The sequence below is a fragment of the Microbacterium sp. MYb66 genome, assembly GCF_002979435.1.
Classification (GTDB): Bacteria; Actinomycetota; Actinomycetes; order Actinomycetales; family Microbacteriaceae; genus Microbacterium.
Map to the genome: position 1 here is coordinate 194,710 of NZ_PCOV01000004.1, position 21,029 is coordinate 215,738.

General features: G+C 68.8%; 23 protein-coding genes and 2 tRNA genes. 19 read left to right on the forward strand and 6 right to left on the reverse strand.

The window, feature by feature from the left end; genetic code table 11:
- Positions 1-78: 78 nt before the first annotated feature.
- Positions 79-2,046 carry an acetate--CoA ligase gene (acs, locus tag CQ045_RS10925; protein WP_105723568.1) on the reverse strand — a complete coding sequence of 656 codons (1,968 nt, stop codon included), beginning with the start codon at positions 2,044-2,046 and terminating at the stop codon, positions 79-81.
- Between the two features lie 403 nt (positions 2,047-2,449).
- Between acs and CQ045_RS10930 the strand changes: the two genes are divergently transcribed.
- The 13 genes from CQ045_RS10930 (at position 2,450) to CQ045_RS10990 (ending at position 13,696) form a co-directional block, all read left to right on the forward strand.
- Positions 2,450-3,457, forward strand: coding sequence for a TadA family conjugal transfer-associated ATPase (locus tag CQ045_RS10930; protein ID WP_105723570.1), 1,008 nt, complete (start codon positions 2,450-2,452; stop codon positions 3,455-3,457).
- Positions 3,451-4,359 (forward strand): type II secretion system F family protein, encoded by a 909-nt coding sequence (locus tag CQ045_RS10935; protein ID WP_105723572.1) that lies wholly within the window; start codon positions 3,451-3,453, stop codon positions 4,357-4,359. The genes CQ045_RS10930 and CQ045_RS10935 overlap by 7 nt, the downstream gene beginning before the upstream one ends.
- 62 nt (positions 4,360-4,421) lie before the next feature.
- Positions 4,422-4,619, forward strand: coding sequence for a DUF4244 domain-containing protein (locus CQ045_RS10940; protein ID WP_105723574.1), 198 nt, complete (start codon positions 4,422-4,424; stop codon positions 4,617-4,619).
- Positions 4,620-4,678: 59 nt separating this feature from the next.
- A complete protein-coding gene (locus CQ045_RS10945) occupies positions 4,679-5,008 on the forward strand; it encodes a TadE family type IV pilus minor pilin (protein ID WP_105723576.1) in 330 nt (109 codons plus the stop codon).
- Positions 5,008-5,337: a helicase gene (locus tag CQ045_RS10950; protein WP_105723578.1), complete on the forward strand. Its 330-nt coding sequence runs from the start codon at positions 5,008-5,010 to the stop codon at positions 5,335-5,337. The genes CQ045_RS10945 and CQ045_RS10950 overlap by 1 nt, the downstream gene beginning before the upstream one ends.
- Positions 5,338-5,414: 77 nt before the next feature.
- The gene (topA, locus tag CQ045_RS10955) at positions 5,415-8,261 is read left to right on the forward strand and encodes a type I DNA topoisomerase (protein WP_105723580.1); all 2,847 of its coding nucleotides are present in this window, start codon (positions 5,415-5,417) and stop codon (positions 8,259-8,261) included.
- Positions 8,258-8,887 (forward strand): dTMP kinase, encoded by a 630-nt coding sequence (gene tmk / locus CQ045_RS10960; RefSeq protein ID WP_105723582.1) that lies wholly within the window; start codon positions 8,258-8,260, stop codon positions 8,885-8,887. The genes topA and tmk overlap by 4 nt, the downstream gene beginning before the upstream one ends.
- Positions 8,888-9,038: 151 nt before the next feature.
- Complete coding sequence (locus tag CQ045_RS10965; protein ID WP_105723584.1) at positions 9,039-10,196, forward strand: DNA polymerase III subunit delta'; 1,158 nt, start codon at positions 9,039-9,041, stop codon at positions 10,194-10,196.
- Entirely contained in the window at positions 10,193-11,746 is a 1,554-nt protein-coding gene (locus tag CQ045_RS10970) for an alpha/beta hydrolase (protein WP_105723586.1), read from the forward strand. Before CQ045_RS10965 ends, CQ045_RS10970 begins: the two co-directional genes overlap by 4 nt.
- Before the next feature lie 69 nt (positions 11,747-11,815).
- Positions 11,816-11,888, forward strand: a tRNA-Thr gene (locus CQ045_RS10975).
- Between the two features lie 67 nt (positions 11,889-11,955).
- Positions 11,956-12,537 (forward strand): isochorismatase family protein, encoded by a 582-nt coding sequence (locus tag CQ045_RS10980; RefSeq protein ID WP_105723588.1) that lies wholly within the window; start codon positions 11,956-11,958, stop codon positions 12,535-12,537.
- Positions 12,534-13,067: a DUF1697 domain-containing protein gene (locus tag CQ045_RS10985; protein WP_105723590.1), complete on the forward strand. Its 534-nt coding sequence runs from the start codon at positions 12,534-12,536 to the stop codon at positions 13,065-13,067. Before CQ045_RS10980 ends, CQ045_RS10985 begins: the two co-directional genes overlap by 4 nt.
- A complete protein-coding gene (locus tag CQ045_RS10990) occupies positions 13,064-13,696 on the forward strand; it encodes a M23 family metallopeptidase (protein ID WP_105723592.1) in 633 nt (210 codons plus the stop codon). Before CQ045_RS10985 ends, CQ045_RS10990 begins: the two co-directional genes overlap by 4 nt.
- A 3-nt stretch (positions 13,697-13,699) precedes the next feature.
- Here CQ045_RS10990 and CQ045_RS10995 read toward each other — a convergent pair whose 3' ends face one another.
- Positions 13,700-13,915 (reverse strand): hypothetical protein, encoded by a 216-nt coding sequence (locus tag CQ045_RS10995; RefSeq protein WP_105723594.1) that lies wholly within the window; start codon positions 13,913-13,915, stop codon positions 13,700-13,702.
- 25 nt (positions 13,916-13,940) lie between these two features.
- Here CQ045_RS10995 and CQ045_RS11000 point away from each other — a divergent pair, with 25 nt between their 5' ends.
- Positions 13,941-14,456, forward strand: a complete 516-nt coding sequence (locus CQ045_RS11000; protein WP_105723596.1) for a CGNR zinc finger domain-containing protein — start codon at positions 13,941-13,943, stop codon at positions 14,454-14,456.
- Positions 14,457-14,469: 13 nt separating this feature from the next.
- On the opposite strand, the gene CQ045_RS11005 is transcribed toward CQ045_RS11000, so the two are convergent.
- Entirely contained in the window at positions 14,470-15,018 is a 549-nt protein-coding gene (locus CQ045_RS11005; protein WP_374955022.1) for a type 1 glutamine amidotransferase domain-containing protein, read from the reverse strand.
- A 181-nt stretch (positions 15,019-15,199) separates the two neighbouring features.
- On the opposite strand from CQ045_RS11005, the gene CQ045_RS11010 reads away from it, so the two are divergent.
- On the forward strand, positions 15,200-15,664 hold the full coding sequence (locus tag CQ045_RS11010) for a hypothetical protein (RefSeq protein WP_105723598.1): 465 nt from the start codon (positions 15,200-15,202) through the stop codon (positions 15,662-15,664).
- A 4-nt stretch (positions 15,665-15,668) separates the two neighbouring features.
- On the opposite strand, the gene CQ045_RS11015 is transcribed toward CQ045_RS11010, so the two are convergent.
- The 3 genes from CQ045_RS11015 to CQ045_RS11025 all read right to left on the reverse strand — a co-directional run bounded on the left by CQ045_RS11015 (position 15,669) and on the right by CQ045_RS11025 (position 16,911).
- Positions 15,669-15,962: a hypothetical protein gene (locus CQ045_RS11015; protein ID WP_105723600.1), complete on the reverse strand. Its 294-nt coding sequence runs from the start codon at positions 15,960-15,962 to the stop codon at positions 15,669-15,671.
- Positions 15,963-16,041: 79 nt separating this feature from the next.
- Positions 16,042-16,117: transfer RNA gene (locus CQ045_RS11020), tRNA-Lys, on the reverse strand.
- A 134-nt stretch (positions 16,118-16,251) separates the two neighbouring features.
- The gene (locus tag CQ045_RS11025; RefSeq protein WP_105723602.1) at positions 16,252-16,911 is read right to left on the reverse strand and encodes a fasciclin domain-containing protein; all 660 of its coding nucleotides are present in this window, start codon (positions 16,909-16,911) and stop codon (positions 16,252-16,254) included.
- Between the two features lie 164 nt (positions 16,912-17,075).
- Between CQ045_RS11025 and CQ045_RS11030 the strand changes: the two genes are divergently transcribed.
- The 4 genes from CQ045_RS11030 to CQ045_RS11045 are packed head-to-tail and all read left to right on the forward strand — an operon-like array spanning position 17,076 to position 20,884.
- Positions 17,076-18,788 carry a cytochrome c biogenesis protein DipZ gene (locus CQ045_RS11030; RefSeq protein WP_105723604.1) on the forward strand — a complete coding sequence of 571 codons (1,713 nt, stop codon included), beginning with the start codon at positions 17,076-17,078 and terminating at the stop codon, positions 18,786-18,788.
- Positions 18,789-18,819: 31 nt separating this feature from the next.
- Positions 18,820-19,419 carry an ECF RNA polymerase sigma factor SigK gene (sigK, locus tag CQ045_RS11035; protein WP_181156535.1) on the forward strand — a complete coding sequence of 200 codons (600 nt, stop codon included), beginning with the start codon at positions 18,820-18,822 and terminating at the stop codon, positions 19,417-19,419.
- Positions 19,416-20,225, forward strand: a complete 810-nt coding sequence (locus tag CQ045_RS11040; RefSeq protein WP_105723606.1) for an anti-sigma factor domain-containing protein — start codon at positions 19,416-19,418, stop codon at positions 20,223-20,225. The genes sigK and CQ045_RS11040 overlap by 4 nt, the downstream gene beginning before the upstream one ends.
- 29 nt (positions 20,226-20,254) lie before the next feature.
- Positions 20,255-20,884, forward strand: coding sequence for a DNA-directed RNA polymerase subunit beta (locus tag CQ045_RS11045; RefSeq protein WP_105723608.1), 630 nt, complete (start codon positions 20,255-20,257; stop codon positions 20,882-20,884).
- Positions 20,885-21,029 lie beyond the last annotated feature (145 nt).

Here is a 21,029-nt window from a genome sequence, read left to right on the forward strand (position 1 = left end):
GGCATCCGGTGCCGTGCTCGAACGACGAACGCGCCTCCCCGAAGCAGGGGAGGCGCGTTCGTCGTTCCGGAGGTAGTCCTACTTCACCTGAGCCGAGATGATGCTCATCACGGCGGTATCGGCGAGCGTGGTCGTGTCGCCGACCTCGCGACCCTCGGCGACGTCGCGCAGCAGGCGTCGCATGATCTTGCCGGAGCGGGTCTTCGGCAGCTCGCCGACGATGTACACGTCGCGCGGGCGTGCGATCGCGCCGATCTGCTCGCCGACCCAGAGCCGCAGCAGCTGGGCGAGGCCGGCAGGGTCGTGCGCGGAGAGATAGCTCTCCTTGATGATGACGAACGCCACCACGGCCTGTCCGGTCGTCTCGTCGGAGGCGCCGACCACGGCGGCCTCGGCCGTCGCCTCGTGTGCGACGAGCGAGGACTCGATCTCGGCGGTGGACAGGCGGTGACCCGAGACGTTCATGACGTCGTCCACGCGACCCAGCAGCCAGAGGTCGCCGTCTTCGTCGAGACGCGCGCCGTCGCCGGCGAAGTAGTAGCCCTGCTTCTCGAACTTCTCCCAGTAGGTCTCGCGGTATCGCTCGGGGTCGCCCCAGATGCCGCGCAGCATGCTCGGCCACGGCTCGGTGATCACCAGCAGCCCGCCGTTGTCGTTGCCGACCTCGACGCCCTGCTCATCGACCACGTCGATCGAGATGCCCGGCAGCGGCACTTGTGCGGAGCCCGGCTTGGTGGCGATGACGCCGGGGAGTGCGGAGACCATGATCGCGCCGGTCTCGGTCTGCCACCAGGTGTCGACGATGGGGGTCTTGCCCGCGCCGATCACCTCGCGGTACCACATCCACGCCTCGGGATTGATGGGCTCACCCACGGAGCCGAGCAGGCGCAGGGACGACAGGTCGAACTTCGCCGGGATGCTGCGCCCGGTCTTCATGAACGAGCGGATCGCCGTCGGAGCGGTGTAGAAGATCGAGACCTGGTACTTCTCGATGATCTCCCACCAGCGGCCGGGGTGCGGGGTGTCCGGGGTGCCTTCGTACAGCACCTGGGTCGCGCCGTTCGCGAGCGGGCCGTAGGTGACGTAGCTGTGCCCGGTGATCCAGCCGATGTCGGCCGTGCACCAGAAGACGTCCGTCTCGGGATGCAGGTCGAAGACGTACTTGTGCGAGTACGCCACCTGGGTGAGGTAGCCGCCGGAGGTGTGCAGGATGCCCTTCGGCTTCCCCGTGGTTCCGGAGGTGTAGAGGATGAAGAGCGGGTTCTCGGCGGGAAAGGCCTGAGCGGTGTGCTCGGCGGAGGCCGCGGGGACCACCTCGTGCCACCAGACATCACGGCCCTCGGTCCACTCGACCTCGTTCTCGCCGCGCTTGACGACCAGCACGTGCTCGACCGTCTGCTGCTCGCCCTCGCCGCGGTCGGAGAGAGCCTGATCGACCGCGGGCTTCAGGGCGGAGACACGTCCCTTGCGGTATCCGCCGTCCGCGGTGATGACGAGCTTGGCGCCCGCGTCATCGATACGCGAGCGCAGGCTGTCGGCGCTGAATCCGCCGAAGACGACCGAGTGGATGGCGCCGAGGCGCGCGACCGCCAGCATCGAGGCGATCGCCTCCGGGATCATGGGCAGATAGATCGCGACGCGGTCGCCCTGCCCGATGCCGAGGCCCTCGAGCACGTTGGCGACGCGCTTGACCTCCTCCGTGAGCTCCGCGTACGTGATGCGGCGGGAGTCTCCCGGCTCGCCCTCCCAGTGCAGCGCGACGCGGTCGCCGTTGCCGGCCTCGACGTGGCGGTCCAGGCAGTTGTAGGCGACGTTCAGCTCGCCGTCGTCGAACCACTTCGCGAAAGGCGGGTTGCTCCAGTCGAGCACCTGAGTGAACGGCTTGTGCCAGTGCACGAGCTCGCGGGACTGCTCGCCCCAGAAGGCCTCGCGATCGGCGGCGGCACGCTCGTACAGCTCCGGTGAGGAGATGGACTGGGCGACGAAATCCTCCGACGGCGGGAACTTCCGGGTCTCGTCGAGAAGGTGGTCGATCTGGCTGCTCATCGGCAGGCGCTCCTTTGCGGCATACGGGTATCGCGAACATGATCGCGGGGGTGCGGCGACCAGGTCAGGGCGAATCTATCCTCGCGACCCATCGTCGCATACTGCCGAAAGTCGGTAGTGGTGCGGGTTTTGTCAGGACGGTCGCCTTGCGTACACTCGACGACAGCCGAAATTTCATTCCGGCCTTGGCGTGCCCGGTTCCCCCAATCGTGGACCGCCGTGGGCGGCATCTCATTCCCCCCGTGAGATGCCGCCCATTCCGTTGGGAGCGCTCCCGGCCGACGGGGGTGCGGTGCCGTCCAGCTCCTGCACCGAGCGAGGGGTATGAGGGGTTACGCACAGTCCTCGAAGCTCCCGGACGCCTCCGCTCTCTCCTCGTCGGCGTGCCGCCTAACGTCGCGGTATGGCCGATTCCTTCATCATCCAGCCGCGGGCCGGCGCCTCATCATCGTCCGCGACGGACGCCGGCTCAGAACCGCTGCGGCTGGACCCGGCGTTCGGTCCGCTCCTGCCGCACATCGACGATGCCGTCACCGACATCTTCGTGAACGGTGCGGACAGACTCTTCCTCGACCGCGGCAACGGCGCCGAGCCGGCGGTCGGCTGGCGGGCTTCGGAGCGCGAGGTCCGTGACCTCGCCGTCGCCCTCGTCGGTCTGGGCGGGCGCCACATCGACGACCAGGCGCCCTGCGTCGACGTGCGACTCGATTCCGGCATCCGGGTGCACGCCGTTCTCGCGCCCGTCTCGGTCACGGGCACCGCGCTCTCCATCCGCATCCCGCGGGTGCGGGCCGCCGATCTCGACGCGCTCGCCGCACTCGGCGCCTTCGAGGCGCCACAGCAGAGATGGCTCGAAGGCCTCGTCGCGGAGCGGGCGAACGTCCTCATCACTGGCGGCACCGGAACAGGCAAGACCACATTGCTGTCGGCCCTGCTGTCCGAGGTTTCCCCTGCTGAGCGCATCGTCACGATCGAAGACGTCGCGGAACTGCGGCCTCGTCACCCTCATCACATCGCGCTCGAGGCGCGGCAGGCGAACCTGGAAGGCGCCGGAGGGATCACTCTCGCCCGCCTGGTGCGCGAATCCCTGCGCATGCGGCCGGATCGACTTGTGGTCGGGGAGTGTCGCGGCGAAGAGGTGCGTGAGCTGCTCACCGCGCTCAACACGGGCCACGACGGAGGGGCCGGAACCATGCATGCCAGCGGGCTTCGAGACGTGCCCGCCCGCCTCGAAGCACTCGGGGCTCTCGCGGGGATGGATGCGGTCGCGCTGGCTCGACAGGCGGTGAGCGCGTTCACGGTGGTGCTCCACCTCGACCGCGCGCCCGGCGGTGTCCGACGCATCCGTCAGGCGGGCCGGCTGATCATCACGAGCGAGCGACTGGACATCGAAGAGGTCAGGCCATGGTGATCCGGCTGCCTCGCGGGGCGGGGCAGCGGGAGGGGGCGGGACGGGCCGCGGACGCCGCGACCTCGGTGCAGACGCTGGCGGTGCTGCTGCAGGCAGGAGCGGTGCCGCTCGTCGCCTGGCGCCATCTCGCCGGAACGGGCGACCCGCACGCCGTCTCGGTGGTCGAGCGGGTCGACCGGGGGGTCCCCCTCCTCGCGGCCATCGAGGCGGAAGACGGAGCGTGGGTCGACCTGGCCGCGGCGTGGGAGATCGCGACGACCGTGGGCGCGCCCCTCGCAGAGGTTCTCCGTATGATCGCCGAGACCCTGCGCGACGCCGCCTCGGCGGCAGACGACGTGCGCATCGCGCTCGCCGAGCCGGCGGGAACGGCGAAGCTGCTGCTCTGGATGCCCTTCGCCGGGCTGCTCCTCGGCTTCGCCCTCGGGTTCGACACCATCGGCGTCGTCGTGACGAACCCTCTCGGTGCCGCCTGCGTGATCGCGGGCCTGCTCCTCGTGGCGGCGGCACGGCTGTGGACGGGGCGGATGCTGCGACGGGCGAGACCGGCCCCGGGCACCCCGGGCATGCGGGCGGAGCTCGTCGCCGTCGCGCTCGCCGGCGGCGCATCCATCGACCGCGCGCTGCAGCTGGTCGCAGACAGCTCGACCTCCGGAGGAAGCGAGGACCGCGTCCGTGCCGTGCTCGATCTCTCCCGGGCGGCGGGCGTGCCTGCCGCCGAGCTGCTCCGCGCGTCAGCAGCCCAGGATCGCCATCAGTCCAGGGTGCAAGGCCGCCTGCGTGCCGCGAAGCTCTCGACGCGGCTGCTGATCCCGCTCGGTGTGTGCACGCTGCCCGCATTCCTCCTGCTCGGCGTGGCGCCCCTGCTGCTCAGCGTCCTCGCCTCGACGCCGTTGCCGCTGTGATCGATCAGCCCCGGACCGAGACCACCCCGATGCACACGCATCCCAGAGAAAGAAGGAACACCATGATGAGCATTCCCCGGTTGGACCGGCGTCGCGCGGCGACCCTGTTCGGCGACGACACCGGCGCCGCCACGGCCGAGTACGCCATCACGACCATGGCCGCTGTCGCGTTCGCCGGGCTCCTGGTGGTGATCATGCGGTCCGACGAGGTCCGTGGCATCCTCACCGACCTCGTGCGGCGGGCACTGACGGTGTCGTGATGTCGAGTGCGAGACGACGGAGGTGCGGTCGCGTGAGAGGCGACTCGTCGACGGATCGCATGGGCGAGCGCGGATCGGTCTCGGCCGAGCTCGCGCTCGCGCTTCCGGCCGTCGTGCTGACACTGCTTCTCGGGGCCGGAGTACTGGGAGCGGCATCCCGCCAGGTGGCGTTGCAGGACGCGTCGGCGGATGCGGCCCGGCTGCTCGGGCGAGGGGAGGGGCAGGACGCTGCGGAGCGCGTGGTGGATGCGGCCGTCGCCGGGGCGGGCGTCTCCTCGTCGCACTCGGGTGATCTCGTGTGCGTCACGGCATCCCTCGACGTCTCGGTGGGGACGCTGATGAGGCTGCCGCTGCGGGCCTCGAGCTGCGCGCTCGACGGAGGCCGCTGATGGCGGGCTCGGCCCTCGCCGCCGGGGTCCTGGTCGTGGCTGCAGCCCTCTCCCTGGGCCTCGCTGCCGTGGGCGGGGCATCGGTGACCGCGCAACGGGCGGCGGGTGCGGCCGATGCCGCGGCGCTCGCCGCCGCCGATGCCGCAAGTGGCGCGGTGCCGACCGACGACGAGCCGTGTGCCCTCGCCGCGCGGGTCGCGGGAGCCGCCGGTGCCACGCTCACCGGATGCGCCCTCGAGGGCTTCGTGGCGACCGTGGAGGTGCAGGCGGCGTACGCTGGACTCGCTGCCGTCTCCCGCGCCCGTGCCGGGCCACCCGAGGGACAGTGACGGCCGTGCGACCTCACTCACTGTGAATGACCCCACACAGTGGTGTGTATGGTGTGCTTCGAAGAAAGGACGCACCCTTGGCTGAAGGCAAGAAGCTCGTCATCGTCGAGTCCCCGACGAAGATGCGGTCTATTCAGGGATACCTCGGCGACGGCTATGAGGTGCTCAGTTCCGTCGGCCACATTCGCGACCTCGCTGACAAGAAGGACATCCCGGCCGCTGACAAGCAGGCCTACGGGAAGTACTCGATCGACATCGAGAACGGGTTCGACCCGTACTACGTCGTCTCCGACCGGAAGACCAAGACGGTCGCCGAGCTCAAGCGCGCGCTGAAGAGCGCCGACGAGCTCCTGCTCGCCACTGATGAGGACCGCGAAGGCGAGGCGATCGCCTGGCACCTGCTGGAGACCCTCAAGCCCAAGGTGCCCGTCAAGCGCATGGTCTTCCACGAGATCACCAAGGATGCGATCCAGGCGGCTGTCGGCAACACGCGCGAGCTCGACCACGATCTCGTCGACGCGCAGGAGACCCGCCGCATCCTCGACCGCCTGTACGGCTGGGACGTCTCGCCGGTGCTCTGGTACAAGGTCAAGACCGGCATCTCGGCGGGACGAGTGCAGTCCGCAGCCACCCGTCTGATCGTCGACCGGGAGCGCGAGCGCATGGCGTTCACCTCCGCCGAGTACTGGGACGTCGATGCCGCAGCAGCGGCGACCGGCACCTCTTTCAAGATCCGCCTCGTCCGCGTCGACGGCGGCCAGCTCGCGCGCGGCACCGACTTCGACGACGACGGAAAGCTCAAGAAGGCCGTCGTCATCCTCGACGAGGCCACGGCAGCGGCGCTCGCCGAAGCCGTCGACGCTGTCGGCGCCGGCACCGTCACCAAGGTCGAGGCCAAGCCGGGAACACGCAGCCCCTATGCGCCGTTCACGACGTCCACGATGCAGCAGGAGGCAGGGCGCAAGCTCTCGATGGGCGCCAAGCAGGCGATGGGCGTCGCCCAGCGGCTGTATGAGAAGGGCTACATCACTTATATGCGAACCGACTCCACGTCGCTGAGCACCCAGGCGGTGCAGGCGGCACGGAGCCAGGCGGTGTCGCTCTACGGCGATGCCGCGGTGCCGCTGAAGCCGCGCGTGTACAAGTCCAAGAGCAAGAACGCACAGGAGGCACACGAGGCCATCCGCCCCTCCGGCGACAACTTCCGCACGCCCGCGTCGCTGTCGTCCGAGCTCGACCGCGACGAGCAGCGCCTCTACGACCTCATCTGGAAGCGCACGGTCGCCAGCCAGATGTCCGACGCCAAGTACGAGACCACCACGGTCACGATCGCCGTCGAGGCCGCCGGGAAGAAGGCCGAGTTCACGGCATCCGGAACCGTCTACACCTTCAAGGGCTTCCTGGAGGCCTATGAGGAAGGCCGCGACGAGAAGCGCGGTGACGCGGATGCCGCCGAGAACCAGTCGCTGCCCGCCGTCGCCGTCGGCGATCAGCTCGCGGTGTCGGATGCCGAGGCCAAGGGCCACCGCACCACGCCGAAGCCGCGATACACCGAAGCATCCCTCGTCAAGGTGCTCGAGGAGAAGGGCATCGGTCGTCCCTCGACGTTCGCCTCGATCCCTGAGACGATCCTCGATCGCGGGTATGCGGTCAAGCGCGGACAGGCCCTCGTTCCGACGTGGCTCGCGTTCAGCGTCGTGCGTCTGCTCGAGGAGCACTTCGCCGACCTCGTCGACTACGACTTCACCGCCGCACTCGAGGACGACCTCGACACGATCGCCCGCGGCGAGCAGAACCGCGTCGAATGGCTCAAGTCGTTCTACTTCGGCTCGGACTCCCACGTGGGACTGCGTCAGGTCGTCGACAACCTCGGCGAGATCGACGCGCGTGCGCTCAACTCGACGCCCATCACCGACACGGCCACACTCCGCTTCGGCAAGTACGGCCCCTATCTCGAGGTCGCCGACCCCGAGAACCCCGAGGCCAAGCCGCGCATCGTCAACGTGCCGGAAGACCTGGCCCCCGATGAGCTGACCGCCGAAAAGGCGCAGGAGCTCATCGACGCCCCCGTCGCCGGTGACCGCGTCCTGGGTGAGAACCCCGAGAACGGCAAGATCGTCGTCGTCAAGGACGGTCGATTCGGCCCGTACGTGCAGGAGAACGACCCGGTGTCGGAAGACGCCGCAGTGGATGAGACCACCGGTGAGGTCGTCGAGGCGCCGAAGCCGAAGCGAGGAGCGAAGAAGGAGACGGCGCCGAAGCCGCGCACCGCGTCCCTCTTCCGCTCGATGTCGGTCGACACCATCGAGCTCGACACCGCGCTGCAGCTGCTCAGCCTCCCGCGCGTGGTCGGGGTCGACCCGGAGTCCGGCGACGAGATCACGGCGCAGAACGGCCGGTTCGGTCCGTACCTGAAGAAGGGCACGGACTCCCGATCGCTCGAGAGCGAGTCGCAGATCTTCGATGTGACGCTGGAGCAGGCGCTCGAGATCTACTCCCAGCCCAAGTACGGCGCCGGGCGTCGCGCGTCCAGCGCGCTCGCCGAGTTCGAGGCCGACCCCGTCAGCGGGAAGCCGATCCGCATCCGTGACGGTCGCTTCGGCGCATACGTCACCGACGGCGAGACGAATGTGACGATCCCGCGCGGCCAGACCGTCGAGGACATTACCTTCGAGATCGCGGTGCAGATGCTCGCCGACAAGCGCGCCAAGGGCCCCGCCCCCAAACGCGGTGCGGCGAAGAAGGCCCCGGCCAAGAAGCCTGCGGCGAAGAAAGCCCCGGCCAAGAAGCCGGCTGCCAAGAAGACGCCAGCGAAGAAGACCACGGCTGCGACGTCCGCCGCGCGGTCGGCTGCGGCGAAGAAGGCGGCAGCCACGCGCGCTGCGAACGCGGCCGCGAAGGCAGCGGAGAAGGCGGACTCGTGACCTCAGGTCACGGGGTGTGGATCACGCTCGAAGGCGGTGACGGCTCCGGCAAGACCACGCAATCGACCCTGCTCGCCGAATGGTTCGAAGGTACCGGACGCACGGTCGTCCGGACTCGCGAGCCCGGCGGCTCCGAGGTCGGGCAGCTGATCCGTGACATCGTGCTGCACCACCGCGGTGACATCGCGCCGCGCGCGGAGGCCCTGCTGTATGCGGCGGATCGCGCGCACCACGTCGCGACCGTCGTGCGGCCGGCGCTCGAGCGAGGCGACATCGTGCTGCAGGATCGCTATCTCGACTCGTCCGTGGCCTACCAGGGTGCCGGCCGAGTCCTCGACGCGACCGAGATCCGCGATCTGTCGCTCTGGGCTGCTGAGGGTGCTCTTCCGGATCTGACAGTCCTGCTCGACCTCGACCCCGGAGCTGCGCGCACGCGCCTCGATTCCGCCGACAAGCCCTTCGATCGGCTGGAAGCCGAGAAGGCGGAGTTCCACGGCCGTGTCCGCGACGCCTACCTCGCCCTCGCCGAGGCGGAGCCCGACAGGTTCCTCGTCCTCGACGCGGCGGCGGCTCCGGACGAGATCGCCGAGCGGATCCGCGCCCGAGTCGCCGCGCTGCTCGCCTGACAGGTCCCGGTACCGCCCCTCGGCTGGACGGTACTCTCCAGATGCCGACGCGGCACCTATGGCCGCACGAGCGGGCACGCGTCGGACGCATGGGACACCCTCCGAGCGAGGACCGTGCGGGGGAGTCGGTGGTCCCGATTAGGCTGAGTGCATGCCCCAGACCGTCGCCGCTCCCTTCCCGTGGGCCGATGTCTGGGGGCAGGACGCTGCCGTCGACACGCTCCGTGCCGCGGCATCCGATCCCGCCGCACTGTCGCATGCCTGGTTGATCACCGGCCCGCCCGGATCGGGGCGCTCGACGCTTGCGTACGCGTTCGCGGCCGCCCTCGTCGCCGACCGCCCCGACGATGAGACGGTGATGCGCCAGGTGTTGGCCGGCACCCATCCCGACGTCACGGCTCTGCGCACCGACAAGGTCATCATCACGATCGCCGAGGCGCGAGCACTCGTGGAGCGCTCCTACTTCGCGCCCTCTGCGGGGCGCTACCGGGTCATCGTGGTCGAAGACGCCGACCGCATGGTCGAGCGCACCTCGAACGTGCTCCTGAAGGCGCTCGAGGAGCCGCCGGAGCAGACGGTGTGGATCCTGTGCGCCCCGAGCGAGGCCGACCTGCTGCCGACGATCCGCTCGCGCGTGCGCTCGCTGCGCCTCAGGGAGCCCGACGTCGCCGATGTCGCCAGGCTGATCAGCCTCCGCACGGGGGTCGACGAGAGCGTCGCCGAGCAGGCCGCCCGGCACGCGCAGCGCCACATCGGCATGGCTCAGCGACTGGCCACCGACGATGGGGCCCGACGCCGGCGCGATGAGACCCTTCGGTCGGTCCTCGGTGTCCGTGGCGTCGGCGATGCGGTCGAGGTGGCCGGGCGGATCATCCAGGCAGCGACGGAAGACGCGAAGGCACTCACCGCCGAACGCGATGCGAGCGAACGGGCCTCCCTCCTCCGCACCATCGGCATCGCCGAGGGGCAGGCCGTGCCTCCGGCAGTGCGAACGCAGCTCTCGGCCCTCGAAGACGATCAGAAGAAACGGGCCACCCGCAGCCTGCGCGACGGCATCGACCGCGTGCTCACCGACATGCAGTCGCTCTTCCGTGACGTCGTAATGCTCCAGTTCGGCCGCGGGGACGACCTCATCAACAGCGAGCTGCACTCGGAGCTGGCCGCCCTCGCATCCGCCTGGTCCGAGACCCGTACCCTTGTCGTACTTGACCACCTTGCCGAGACGCGGCAGTCGCTGGAGCGCAACGTCGCCCCTCTGCTCGCACTGGAGAGCTTGCTCGTGACGATCACGAGCGGGAGGAAACCGTGAACAATCGACCGACTTCCCGCTTCCGTCGCGCCGCCGCCGTCATCGCCGGTCTGGCCGCTGCATCCGTCGCCCTCTCGGGCTGTCTGTATTCGATGATCCCCGAGCAGTCGTCGCGCCCGTCCACGACCAGCGCTCCCGACACCGAGGGGGTCGCAGAAGACCTGCTGCCCTTCTATTCGCAGGAGCTGGTGTGGAGCGACTGCGGTGTCGGATTCGACTGCACCGACGTCACGGCTCCCCTCGACTGGGAGAACCCGGGCGAGGGCGACATCACGCTCTCGGTCGTGCGACACCGGGCCGAGGGCACCCCGGTCGGATCGCTGCTGACGAATCCGGGCGGACCGGGTGCGAGCGGCGTCGACCTCATCCTGAACAGCCTCGACTTCGCCGTCGGCGCCGACATCATCGAGAACTACGATGTGATCGGCTTCGACCCGCGTGGAGTCGGCGGCTCGACCGCGGTGACCTGCTACGACGCGCCGCAGATGGACGAGTATCTCTACGGCATCCCCACTGCCGCCCGCGGCACGGCCGACTGGGAGGCCGAGCTGCTCGACGCGCACCGGTCCTTCGCCGAGGCCTGTGATGCGAACAGCGGAGGTATCCTGCCGCACATCACCACGATCAACGCCGCCCGCGACATGGACCTGATCCGGGCCGTGCTGGGCGACAAGCAGCTGAACTATCTCGGCTACTCGTACGGCACGTTCCTCGGCGCGACGTACGCGAAGCTCTATCCCGAGAAGGCCGGACGCCTGGTGCTCGATGGCGCCATCGACCCCGCGGTCCCGGGGCTCGAAGTGGGCGCGACCCAGGCTCTCGGCTTCGAATCGGCGCTGCGCGCGTACATGCAGGACTGCCTCGAATCAGGGAACTGCCCCTTCAACGGCTCCGTCGACGAGGCGATGGCCGACCTGGGGGCGCTGTTGGCGAGTGTCGACCGCACGCCGCTGAAGAACGGTGACGGTCGCATGATGGGCGCGGATTCCCTGCTGACGGGCATCATCACCGCGCTCTATTCGGAGCAGAGCTGGAGTGCCCTCACGCAGGCGCTCGACGAGGCGCTCCAGGGCGACCCGACGACGGCCTTCTACCTCGCCGACGCCTACAACAGTCGCGAGAACGGCGTCTACATCGACAACTCGACCGAGGCCTTCCGTGCCTACAACTGCATGGATTACCCGGTGGAAGACGATCCGGCGGCCGAAGCCGCGATCGAGGCCAAGATCGCCAAGGGTGCGCCGACCATCGCCCCGTATTGGACCGGTCCGGATTCGTGCGAGGTCTGGCCCTACCCGCCGACCGGCACGCGCGACGAGATCACGGCCGAGGGCGCCGGACCGATCCTGGTGATCGGGACGACGAACGACCCCGCCACTCCGTACGAGTGGTCGGAGTCGCTCGCCGACCAGCTCGAGGAGGGTGTCCTCATCACCCGCGTCGGTGAGGGGCACACCGGCTACAACAAGGGCAATTCCTGTGTCGACGACGCTGTCGAGGCGTTCCTGCTCGACGATGTGGTGCCCGAAGACGGCCTCCGCTGCGAGTGAGGCGGTCTCGATTCGCGAGCGAGCACGAGACAGGGTAATATCGGTGATCGCGCCGCTCACGCGTCGCACGCCGCTTTAGCTCAGTCGGCAGAGCATTTCACTCGTAATGAAAAGGTCGTCAGTTCGATTCTGACAAGCGGCTCCGAAGGCCCCGTGATGCGAAGAACATCACGGGGCCTTTCCCGTTCCGCACGGCGTACCCTCGAAGCATGAGCAGAGCGCTTCTCATCGTCGACGTGCAGAACGACTTCACCGAGGGCGGTGCACTCGCCGTGGCCGGCGGCGATGCGGTGGCCACCGCCGTCTCGACCTTCCTTGCCGCGCACTCCGCGGACTATCAGGTGATCATCGCCTCGCGCGACTGGCACGATGTGGAGGGCGACAACGGCGGGCATTTCGCCGAGGCGCCGGACTACATCGACTCGTGGCCCGTCCACTGCGTCGCCGGTACCGAGGGGGCCGAATACGATCCGCTCCTGGTGACGGATGCCGTGACGCACCATGTCCGCAAAGGGCAGGGGAAGCCGGCCTACTCGATGTTCGAGGGTGAGACGGAGGCGGGGGAGACCGTCGGCGCCATCCTGACCGCAGCGGGAGTGCTCAGCGCCGATGTCGTGGGCATCGCGACGGACCACTGTGTCCGAGCATCCGCACTCGACGCCATCTCGCATGGCGTTCGCGTCCGCATCCTCACCGACCTCGTCGTCGGCGTCGCACCGGGGCCGAGCGAGGCGGCATTGGCCGAACTCGTGCATGCGGGTGCGGAGCTGGTCGAGAGCGCCGACGCGTGAGTCGCAGCGTCCTGCTGCTGCGGGCCGTGAACGTCAGTGGACGCAACAGCGTTCCGATGGCGCGGCTTCGAGAGGTTCTCGCCACCGAGACGGACCTCGCCGAGGTCTCGACGTACATCGCCAGTGGCAACATCATCTGCGCGACCCCGAAGCATCCGGAGGCTGCGTGCGCGGCTGTTCGCGCCGTGATCCACGACGAGTTCGGAGTCGACACGCCCGTCGTCCACCGGACCAATGCGCAGTTGCGCGCGTCCGAGTCCGCCCAGCCGTTCCCCGAGGGGGAGGTGAAGTTCGTGCACGCGATGTTCCTGGAGGGAGCACCCGCACGCGGTGCGGTCGAGGCGCTGGAGCAGCGGCTCCTGCCTGCGGAGCGTCTCGAGCTCATCGGGAACGACCTGTGGATCGACTATGGCGCGGATGGCGTGCACTCCACGAAGCTCACGAAGGCTGTGCTTGACCGCGCGCTCGGGGTCGCGGGTACCGCGCGCAACCTGCGGACGACCCGCAAGCTCATCGAGCTGACGGGATGACCGGGCCGGATGCCGTCGAGCTGGCCCTGCCCTTCGTCGGCCGGTGGCTGGTGCAGAACAGCCCGGCATCGCGTGTGCCCAGCCACGGCACGGAACTGTTCGGCACCTCTCATGCGATCGACTTCGTGCCGGTCGGCCCGGACGGACGCAGCGCGAGGCGCACGATCGCGAGCCTGATCCGCACAGAACGACCGGAGAGTTTCGTCGGGTTCGGCCGTCCGATCCTCAGCCCGGTCGCGGGCGAGGTCGTCGCCGTCCACGACGGCGAGCCCGATCATGAGGCGCGCCGTTCGCCGTTCGCGCTGATCGCCTACGCGCTCACCCAGTCGGCCCGCGTCCGCGGTGGCGCGCCGGCGATCGCGGGCAACCACGTCGCCATCCGCGTGGGCAAGGGGGTGGTGCTGCTGGCGCACCTGCGGGTGGGCAGCGTCCGGGTGCGCGCGGGGCAGGAGGTGGCGGTCGGCGACCAGGTGGGGGAGTGCGGCAACTCCGGCAACAGCACCGAGCCACATCTGCACGTGCAGGTGTCGGAGTCGCTCTCGCGGGAGGCCCGCGGCATCCCGCTCGTCTTCACCCGACCGGGCGGCGGTCGCTGGGTGCCGACGACCGGCGAGCTCATCGAGGCGTGAGGATCAGCTCGGCGCACCGCCGAGCTCCGCACTCATCGAGATCGGCGGCGTGTGAGGGTGCGACTGCACGTCGATCCGGCGGATTCCGCAGTCCGCGCAGCGGACGTAGAGCACCACGCCCTCGCTCGTCGGATGCCGCGACTCCACGAGCCAGGCATGCTCGTGCGTCTGTGCGGTGGGGAGGATGCGGGGGATCGGAAGGGTGTTCAGCGAGGTCATGTACCCAGCGTGATGTAATGGTCTTATGCATCTCAACCCTTACGGCGAGTATGCGGTCCTGCTGGCCGCATCCCTCGCCAACGACTGGCCCGATGACCGAGCCGGAATCGAGGAGCGCACCCTCGCCTTGGGCATGACGCAGACCTTCCCGCCGGCTCCCGATGACCACGAGCAGATCAGGGCTGTGATCGACGAGTGGCTCACGATCGTCGACGAGCCCGATCCCGATGCGCGAGCGCTGCTGCTCAACGCGCAGCTCGCCGCGGCCGCCGCCTATCCGCGCCTGACGAACCACGACGGCGAAGGGTGGCACCTGCACTACCGCGACGACGTGCCCTCGCTGCCCTACGTGCTCCGCGCGATCATCAGCCTGGGTACTTCGCTGCACCTCGTGACACGAGGGATGAGCCGACTCGGCCGATGCCAGGCCGCGCCCTGCGCGAACGTCGTGGCGGACGTGACGCGGAACGGTCGCCAGCGCTTCTGCTCCGTGCGCTGCGCGAACCGCGCCGCGGTGCGTCGGCACCGGGCGCGGTCCTGAGCGCCGACTCGGATCAGGCCGTCTGACCCGAGTGCTTCCCCTCGCCGATCTCCTCGACGAGCTTCGCGTTGAAGGCCGGCAGGTCGTCCGGCGTGCGGCTCGAGACGAGGCCCTCGTCCACCACGACCTCTTCGTCGACCCATGTCGCGCCCGCGTTGCGCAGATCCGTGGTCAGACTCGGGTAGCTCGTGAGCGTGCGGCCGTCGACGACGCCGGCCTCGATGAGGATCCAGGCGCCGTGGCAGATCACGCCGACCGGCTTGTGCTGCTCGAAGAAGGCGCGGGCGAGCGCGATGGAGGGCTTGTCGAGCCGCAGATGGTCCGCGTTGACGACGCCGCCCGGAAGCACGAGCGCATCGAACTGATCTGCCGACGTCTCGGAGGCGAGGAGATCGACGGCCTGCTCATGACCGTTCTTGCCCGTGATCGCCGCGCCGTCCGGGGCGATCATCGTGGCGCTCGCGCCCTGGGCGGTCACGGCTTCCCAGGGGCTGGTGAGTTCACTGTCCTCGAATCCATCGGTCGCCAGGAATGCCACTCGATTGCCGGTGAGAGCCATCATTCGTCCTTTCGTGGAGAGTCGTCCGCCGTTCGGGGACGACAGAAGCCTCTCCCGGACTGTGGCCGGAGTGAAGGGGGTGGCCGATGCGCGAATGCGGTGATACAGAAGGAGAAAGCAGGAGAAGTCCCGGTCCTCGGAGCGCTCCCGTCGGATCCGGAAACCGGGGCAGTAGCATCCAGGCATGCGCTTCCGTCCCGCTCTCGTCCTCGTTCCGGTGCTCGTCCTGCTGGCAGGCTGCGCAGCTTCTCCGGCGTCGTCTCCTTCGCCCTCAGCGACATCCGCGACGACGAGCCCGACGCCCTCGCCCACGCCTTCACCGACGGCGACCGCGACGGCGACCCCGGCGCCCCCGGAGCCCACCCCGGAGTTCACGGGTGCGGATCTCGTCGCCCTCTGCACCGAGAGAACCCGGAGCCTGGCGACCGGCGCGACGTACTACGCCGACATGGCGACGACCGAGTGGCTGGACCAGCCGTCGCTCTGGTTCGTGGTCATCCCCAAGACGCTCGACGGTCAGGACAGCGTTGCGGTGTGCGCCATCGGCGGGAACCCCGAGGCCCCGACGTTCGAACTCGAAGGCGAGTCCCTGCCGGGAGGGGTGGCCGAGATCCGCGCAGAGCTGCTCGCGGGGAGCGGCGGAGAGTAGCGGGCTAGGCGAGCTGGTCGAGAACGAGCTCGCCGCGGGCGTTCAGGTTCTCCATCATGCGCTCGATCCGCGACGGATCGATCTCGGCCATCTTCGAGTCGTCGAACGCGAAGATCAGCGGGATGCTCGGGTGCATCCAGATCGTGAGACGGCCGGAGGGCTTCCCGTCGGACAGCCAAGTCATCATGAAGCTCTCATGGCGGCGCAGTTTCGTCCCGATGACGATCTTCAGGTGCGCCAGAGTCTGGTCGTCGACGTCGATCGGCGGGCGAGCGCTGTTGTACTCGAGTGTTCCCATGAGGTGAACATTACCCGTCCGGATCGATCCCGGCGTTGCACCCGGCACGAACGCCGGGTGTGCGGAGGAATCAGGATGCTGGTGGGCCCCGTGGGGCTCGAACCCACGACCCGCGGATTAAAAGTCCGATGCTCTGCCAACTGAGCTAGAGGCCCCTCCTCAAAGTCTAGTGCGCACGACGAGGGGCCGCCTGCGACACAGCGTCGCCGACGGCCCCATTCCTTCCCGGATGCCTCCCCCTGCTCCCGAGAAGGGCGCGTGCCGGGTCCTCCTCCCGGCCATCCCGAGCTTAGGAAGCCGGGGGCATCAGAACCGTGTCGATCAGGTACACGGTCGCGTTCGCGGTCTGGACTCCACCGCAGACGACCTTGGCATCGTTGACCATCCAGTCGTCACCGCTGCCGGTGACCTCCAGGTCGGCGCCCTGCACGGTGGTGTGCATGCCCTCGATGTCGGCGGGCTCGATCTGGCCCGGGACCACGTGGTACGTCAGGATCGAGCTCAGCGTGGCGCTGTCGGTCTTGAGGGCCTCGATCGTGGCGGGGTCGATCTTCGCGAAGGCGTCATCCACCGGTGCGAAGACGGTGAACTCGTCGCCGTTGAGCGTGTCGACCAGGTTGACGTCGGGGTTGAGCTGTCCACTCACCGCGGCGACCAGCGTGGTCAGGATCGGGTTGTTGGATGCCGCGACGGCCACCGGGTCCTGGGACATGCCCTGGATCGATCCTGCGCCATCCGGCACGGCCTCCGCGTAGGCGGCGCAACCGGGACCGACGAGGTTCGCTGCCGGGTCCATCTCCATCGGCGTCGACTCCGACGTCTCAGGCGCCTTCGGCTCGGTGGACTCCTCGGCGGTGCTGCCGCTGCCCATCGAACAGGCGGAGAGCAGGAACGCGCTCGCCAGGCCGAGCGTGACTGCTGCGGTGACCTTCTTCTTGGTGCTGAACATGTCGAGCTCCTTCAGAACTGAGCCACGGCCTCTCCGTGGCGTCGACATCTGTTCGGAGCCCGCCCGGGATCGGATGGAGGAAATCTGAGAAATCTTCGAAACGAGTCCGATCCAATCCGATGACGGCCTCGGAGCGAACAGTCCCTGACAGAAGTGGGGACCTCATGGACCTGATCATCATCGGCCTGCTCGGCGGGCTCATCACCGGCATCTCGCCGTGCATCCTGCCCGTCCTGCCCGTGATCTTCCTCACCGGAGGAGCGCAGTCGGCGAGGTACGAAGACGAGGTGGTGCCGGCCAGGCGAAGCCGACCGTACTTCGTGATCGCGGGGTTGGTGCTGAGCTTCACGCTCGTCACCCTCGGAGGCTCGCTTCTCCTCGGACTGCTGAACCTGCCGCAGGACATCATCCGCTGGGTCGGCATCGCGGTCCTGATCATCATCGGCGTCGGGCTCATCGTCCCGCGTTTCCAGCACATCCTCGAGCGCCCCTTCCAGAGGTTCGGGCAGCGCGAGGTGAAGAACCGCGGGAGCGGCTTCGGCGTCGGCCTCGCACTCGGCGCGGTGTTCGTGCCGTGCGCCGGTCCGGTGCTGGCCGCCATCATCGTCGCCGGATCCACCGGACAGATCGGCATCGGAACCGTGCTGCTCACCGTGTCGTTCTCCATCGGGGTGGCCGTGCCACTGCTGATCTTCGCGCTCGCGGGTCGCAGCGTGGTCGAGCGCATCCGCTCCTTCCGTTCGAAGGAGCGCGGGCTGCGCATCGCCGCCGGCATCGCGATGATCGCGCTCGCCATCGGGCTCGTGTTCAACGTGCCGCAGGCGCTGCAGCGGCTGCTGCCCGACTACACGGCACCGTTGCAGGAGCAGATCGCGGACTCCGATCAGGTCAAGGACGCGCTCGATCTCGGCGGGCTGGTCAACGAGGAGAACAAGGATCTCGACAAGTGCACCAACGGTGCCGAGGAACTCGAATCGTGCGGCACCGCGCCGTCGATCAAGGGCATCCAGGAGTGGCTCAACACCCCGGACGGCGAGGCGCTCGACCTGGAGGATCTGCGCGGTCAGGTCGTGCTGATCGACTTCTGGGCCTACTCCTGCATCAACTGCCAGCGATCGCTGCCGCACGTCGTCGCGTGGGACGAGGCGTACCGCGACGCAGGCCTCCAGGTGATCGGCATCCACTCTCCGGAGTACGCCTTCGAGAAGGATCCGGGGAACGTCGCAGCCGGCATCCGCGACTTCGGCATCGAGTACCCGGTCGCGCTCGACAACACCCTGTCGACGTGGACGAACTACCGCAACCGGTACTGGCCCGCCCACTACCTGATCGATGCGGAGGGCACCGTGCGCCACATCTCGTTCGGAGAGGGCAACTATGCCGCCACCGAGTCCATGATCCGCGAACTGCTGAAGGATGCGGATCCGTCCGTGTCGCTGCCTGCGGCGACGGATGTCGAGGATGACACGCCCGATGTCGGATCCACGACGCGGGAGACGTTCCTCGGATCGTCGAAGGACGTGAACTACGGCGGCGACGGCGACTACCGTGCAGGGACGAACGCCTACTCGTTCCCGAAGGACCAGCCGGCGGACAGCTTCGCGCTCGACGGCGACTGGAAGGTCGAGACCCAGTTCGCGACCCCGGAGGGCGAGGGCGGCGAGATCGCTCTCGACTATCACGCCGCCGAGGTGCGGATCGTGGTCGCGGGTTCCGGTGACATCGTCGTCCGACGAGACGACGGCTCGAAGGAGACCATCGCGATCGACGGGACCCCGCGCTCCTACGAGCTCGTCAAACAGTCCGACATCGCGGAGGGCACTCTCACACTCGAAGTGCCGGCCGGTATCGAGGTCTATTCCTTCACGTTCGGGTGACGCCTGCACGTGATCGGGGAGGAGATGCGGCATGCTTATGGAGATGGTCATCGATGGGTTCGACGTTCCGGAGGACGGAGCGACGCAGGATGCTGTCGCCGACCTCCTCGTCCGCGTCGCGTCCGGTGATCAGGCTGCCTTCGCGGCTCTCTACGACACCCTCTCCGCTCGCGTGTTCGGCCTCATTCTCCGAGTGCTCGTCAACCGTGCACAGAGCGAGGAAGTACTGCAGGAGGTCTTCCTGGAGATCTGGCAATCCGCTTCGCGCTTCGCTCCGAACAGAGGACAGGGACGAGCGTGGGTCATGACGATCGCTCATCGTCGGGCGGTGGATCGGGTGCGGGCTTCGCAGTCGAGCGCCGACCGAGACGTACGAGCAGGCTTCAAGGACATCGGCGTCGCGCACGACAGCGTCGCGGAGCAGGTCGAATTGGGGATCGAGGGAGGCAAGGTCGTCGAGGCGCTCTCGGGGCTTCCCGAGGTGCAGCGCCAAGCACTCGTCCTCGCGTACTACGGCGGTTACAGTCAGAACGAGATCGCGGCCCTCGTGGGGGCCCCGCTGGGGACGATCAAGACACGGATGCGAGACGGACTCACCCGTCTGCGCACGGCGATGGGGGTGACGGCATGAACGAGAAGGACTTCGCGGAGCTCGCGGCAGGTGCCGCGCTGCACTCGCTCTCCGCAGACGACGAGCGTCGCTTCCAGGCGGCGCTGGCCGCGCATCCCGAGTGGCAGGACCTGGTCGAGGCGGATGCCGCCACGGCCGCCGGGATCGCCGACGCCGCAGCTCCCGTTCCGGCTCCTGCGCACATCCGCTCCGCGCTGCTCGACCAGATCGCCGCCCTGCCGCAGGACGGCAGCGGCCGAGCCGCGGCGTCCGTCGACGCGGAGTCCCCTGCGGAGCCGGCCGTGCACCCGGAGGACCTGTCCGCGGTCGCTCCGGAGGTCGCACCCGGATCCTCTCCGAAGCCGCCGCGACGCTGGACACGGACCGTCTTCGCGCTGGCTGCGTGCCTCGCGGTGCTGGTCGGCGTCGGTATCGGAGCGGTCGCGTTGAACGAGCAGCTGAACCGTCCCGCGAGCGTGGTCGCCCTGCAGGAGATCGAGGCGGCAGGAGACGCCGAACAGGCGACCGTCGTCCTCGATGACGGCGGAACGGCGACAGCCCACTGGTCGGGCTCGGTCGGCAAGGCCGTACTGGTGGCCGACGGGCTCCCGAGTCCGGGGGAGGGCGAGACCTACGAACTCTGGTTCGTGCGCGGTGACGCCCCCGTCTCGGCAGGCGTGTTCGACGTCGACGGCGGTGAGGCGACCGCCCTGCTCGATGGCGACATGCAGGCGGGCGACGCGATCGCGGTGACGGTCGAGCAGGCCGGCGGGTCGCCGACGGGGCAGCCGACGTCCGACCCGGTGATCGTCATCCCCACGGCCTGAGCGTCGCTGATCGCGCGTACCCTGGAGGGATGCCCGAGCAGTACCACCGGCCTGTACGCCGCCCGACGAGCGCCTTCGACAACATCGTCGGAGCGCACGATCCCGCCGAGGAGACCCGCATCGCGCATGCCACGGCATCCGCCCTGCTGACCCGCGTCCGTGCGGACGAGAGCGGCGCGAGCGCCGAGCGTCTGGTCGCGTTCACCGCGGAGCACGGGATCGACGAGATCGCGGAACTGTGGTCGAAGGCCCCTTCGCGCACGCTGCCCGGAGCGCTCTGGCGCCTGTACGTGCTGCAGCTCGCGATCCACGGCGATCCCCGGACCGCAGCCCTCCTCTACGACCGCGGCCGCGTCGAGCTGGCTTCGGCGGATGCCGTGATCGCCGGGGCGCCCGTACCGGCGAGCCCGGACGAGCTCGTCGCGCTCATCGATACGATCCTGCGCGGGGCGTTCCGTGGGGACTTCGCGGTGGCGCTCGACCGCGCCGCCGCCTTCTGCCGGGTGCAGGCCTCTGGTGCGACGCACACCGCCGATGACTATGAGTCGACCGAGCCCGCCCGCGCGAGCGAGCTGACCACGAGGGCGCTGCGATTGAGCAGCTACGGGCAGGACCTCGCGGCCGCAGCCGTGCTGTGGCGCATGGATGCCCTGTCCTGACGTCCGGATCCCGCGCGCGCCTGTGCCCGGATAGGAGAAGACCGGGCCGCAAGAACGCCTCTCGGCGGAAGGCCGCTCGTAGCGGCGAAAAATGGAGCCCGGGGTTATGCGGCCCGGCCGTTCAATTGTAACGCGATGCCGCCGA

What these genes read in the sequence shown, in the direction of transcription:
- CQ045_RS10980 (WP_105723588.1), top strand. Translation starts at nt 11,956, where the DNA reads ATGAGCAGAGCGCTTCTCATCGTCGACGTGCAGAACGACTTCACCGAG.
- CQ045_RS11010 (WP_105723598.1), top strand. Translation starts at nt 15,200, where the DNA reads ATGCGCTTCCGTCCCGCTCTCGTCCTCGTTCCGGTGCTCGTCCTGCTG.
- CQ045_RS10995 (WP_105723594.1), bottom strand. Translation starts at nt 13,915, where the DNA reads ATGACCTCGCTGAACACCCTTCCGATCCCCCGCATCCTCCCCACCGCA.
- CQ045_RS10945 (WP_105723576.1), top strand. Translation starts at nt 4,679, where the DNA reads ATGGGCGAGCGCGGATCGGTCTCGGCCGAGCTCGCGCTCGCGCTTCCG.
- CQ045_RS10990 (WP_105723592.1), top strand. Translation starts at nt 13,064, where the DNA reads ATGACCGGGCCGGATGCCGTCGAGCTGGCCCTGCCCTTCGTCGGCCGG.
- CQ045_RS11015 (WP_105723600.1), bottom strand. Translation starts at nt 15,962, where the DNA reads ATGGGAACACTCGAGTACAACAGCGCTCGCCCGCCGATCGACGTCGAC.
- CQ045_RS11030 (WP_105723604.1), top strand. Translation starts at nt 17,076, where the DNA reads ATGGACCTGATCATCATCGGCCTGCTCGGCGGGCTCATCACCGGCATC.
- CQ045_RS11025 (WP_105723602.1), bottom strand. Translation starts at nt 16,911, where the DNA reads ATGTTCAGCACCAAGAAGAAGGTCACCGCAGCAGTCACGCTCGGCCTG.
- CQ045_RS10950 (WP_105723578.1), top strand. Translation starts at nt 5,008, where the DNA reads ATGGCGGGCTCGGCCCTCGCCGCCGGGGTCCTGGTCGTGGCTGCAGCC.
- CQ045_RS11040 (WP_105723606.1), top strand. Translation starts at nt 19,416, where the DNA reads ATGAACGAGAAGGACTTCGCGGAGCTCGCGGCAGGTGCCGCGCTGCAC.
- CQ045_RS11005 (WP_374955022.1), bottom strand. Translation starts at nt 15,018, where the DNA reads ATGATGGCTCTCACCGGCAATCGAGTGGCATTCCTGGCGACCGATGGA.
- CQ045_RS10940 (WP_105723574.1), top strand. Translation starts at nt 4,422, where the DNA reads ATGATGAGCATTCCCCGGTTGGACCGGCGTCGCGCGGCGACCCTGTTC.
- CQ045_RS11045 (WP_105723608.1), top strand. Translation starts at nt 20,255, where the DNA reads ATGCCCGAGCAGTACCACCGGCCTGTACGCCGCCCGACGAGCGCCTTC.
- CQ045_RS10930 (WP_105723570.1), top strand. Translation starts at nt 2,450, where the DNA reads ATGGCCGATTCCTTCATCATCCAGCCGCGGGCCGGCGCCTCATCATCG.
- CQ045_RS10935 (WP_105723572.1), top strand. Translation starts at nt 3,451, where the DNA reads ATGGTGATCCGGCTGCCTCGCGGGGCGGGGCAGCGGGAGGGGGCGGGA.
- CQ045_RS10965 (WP_105723584.1), top strand. Translation starts at nt 9,039, where the DNA reads ATGCCCCAGACCGTCGCCGCTCCCTTCCCGTGGGCCGATGTCTGGGGG.
- CQ045_RS11000 (WP_105723596.1), top strand. Translation starts at nt 13,941, where the DNA reads ATGCATCTCAACCCTTACGGCGAGTATGCGGTCCTGCTGGCCGCATCC.
- sigK (WP_181156535.1), top strand. Translation starts at nt 18,820, where the DNA reads ATGCTTATGGAGATGGTCATCGATGGGTTCGACGTTCCGGAGGACGGA.
- acs (WP_105723568.1), bottom strand. Translation starts at nt 2,046, where the DNA reads ATGAGCAGCCAGATCGACCACCTTCTCGACGAGACCCGGAAGTTCCCG.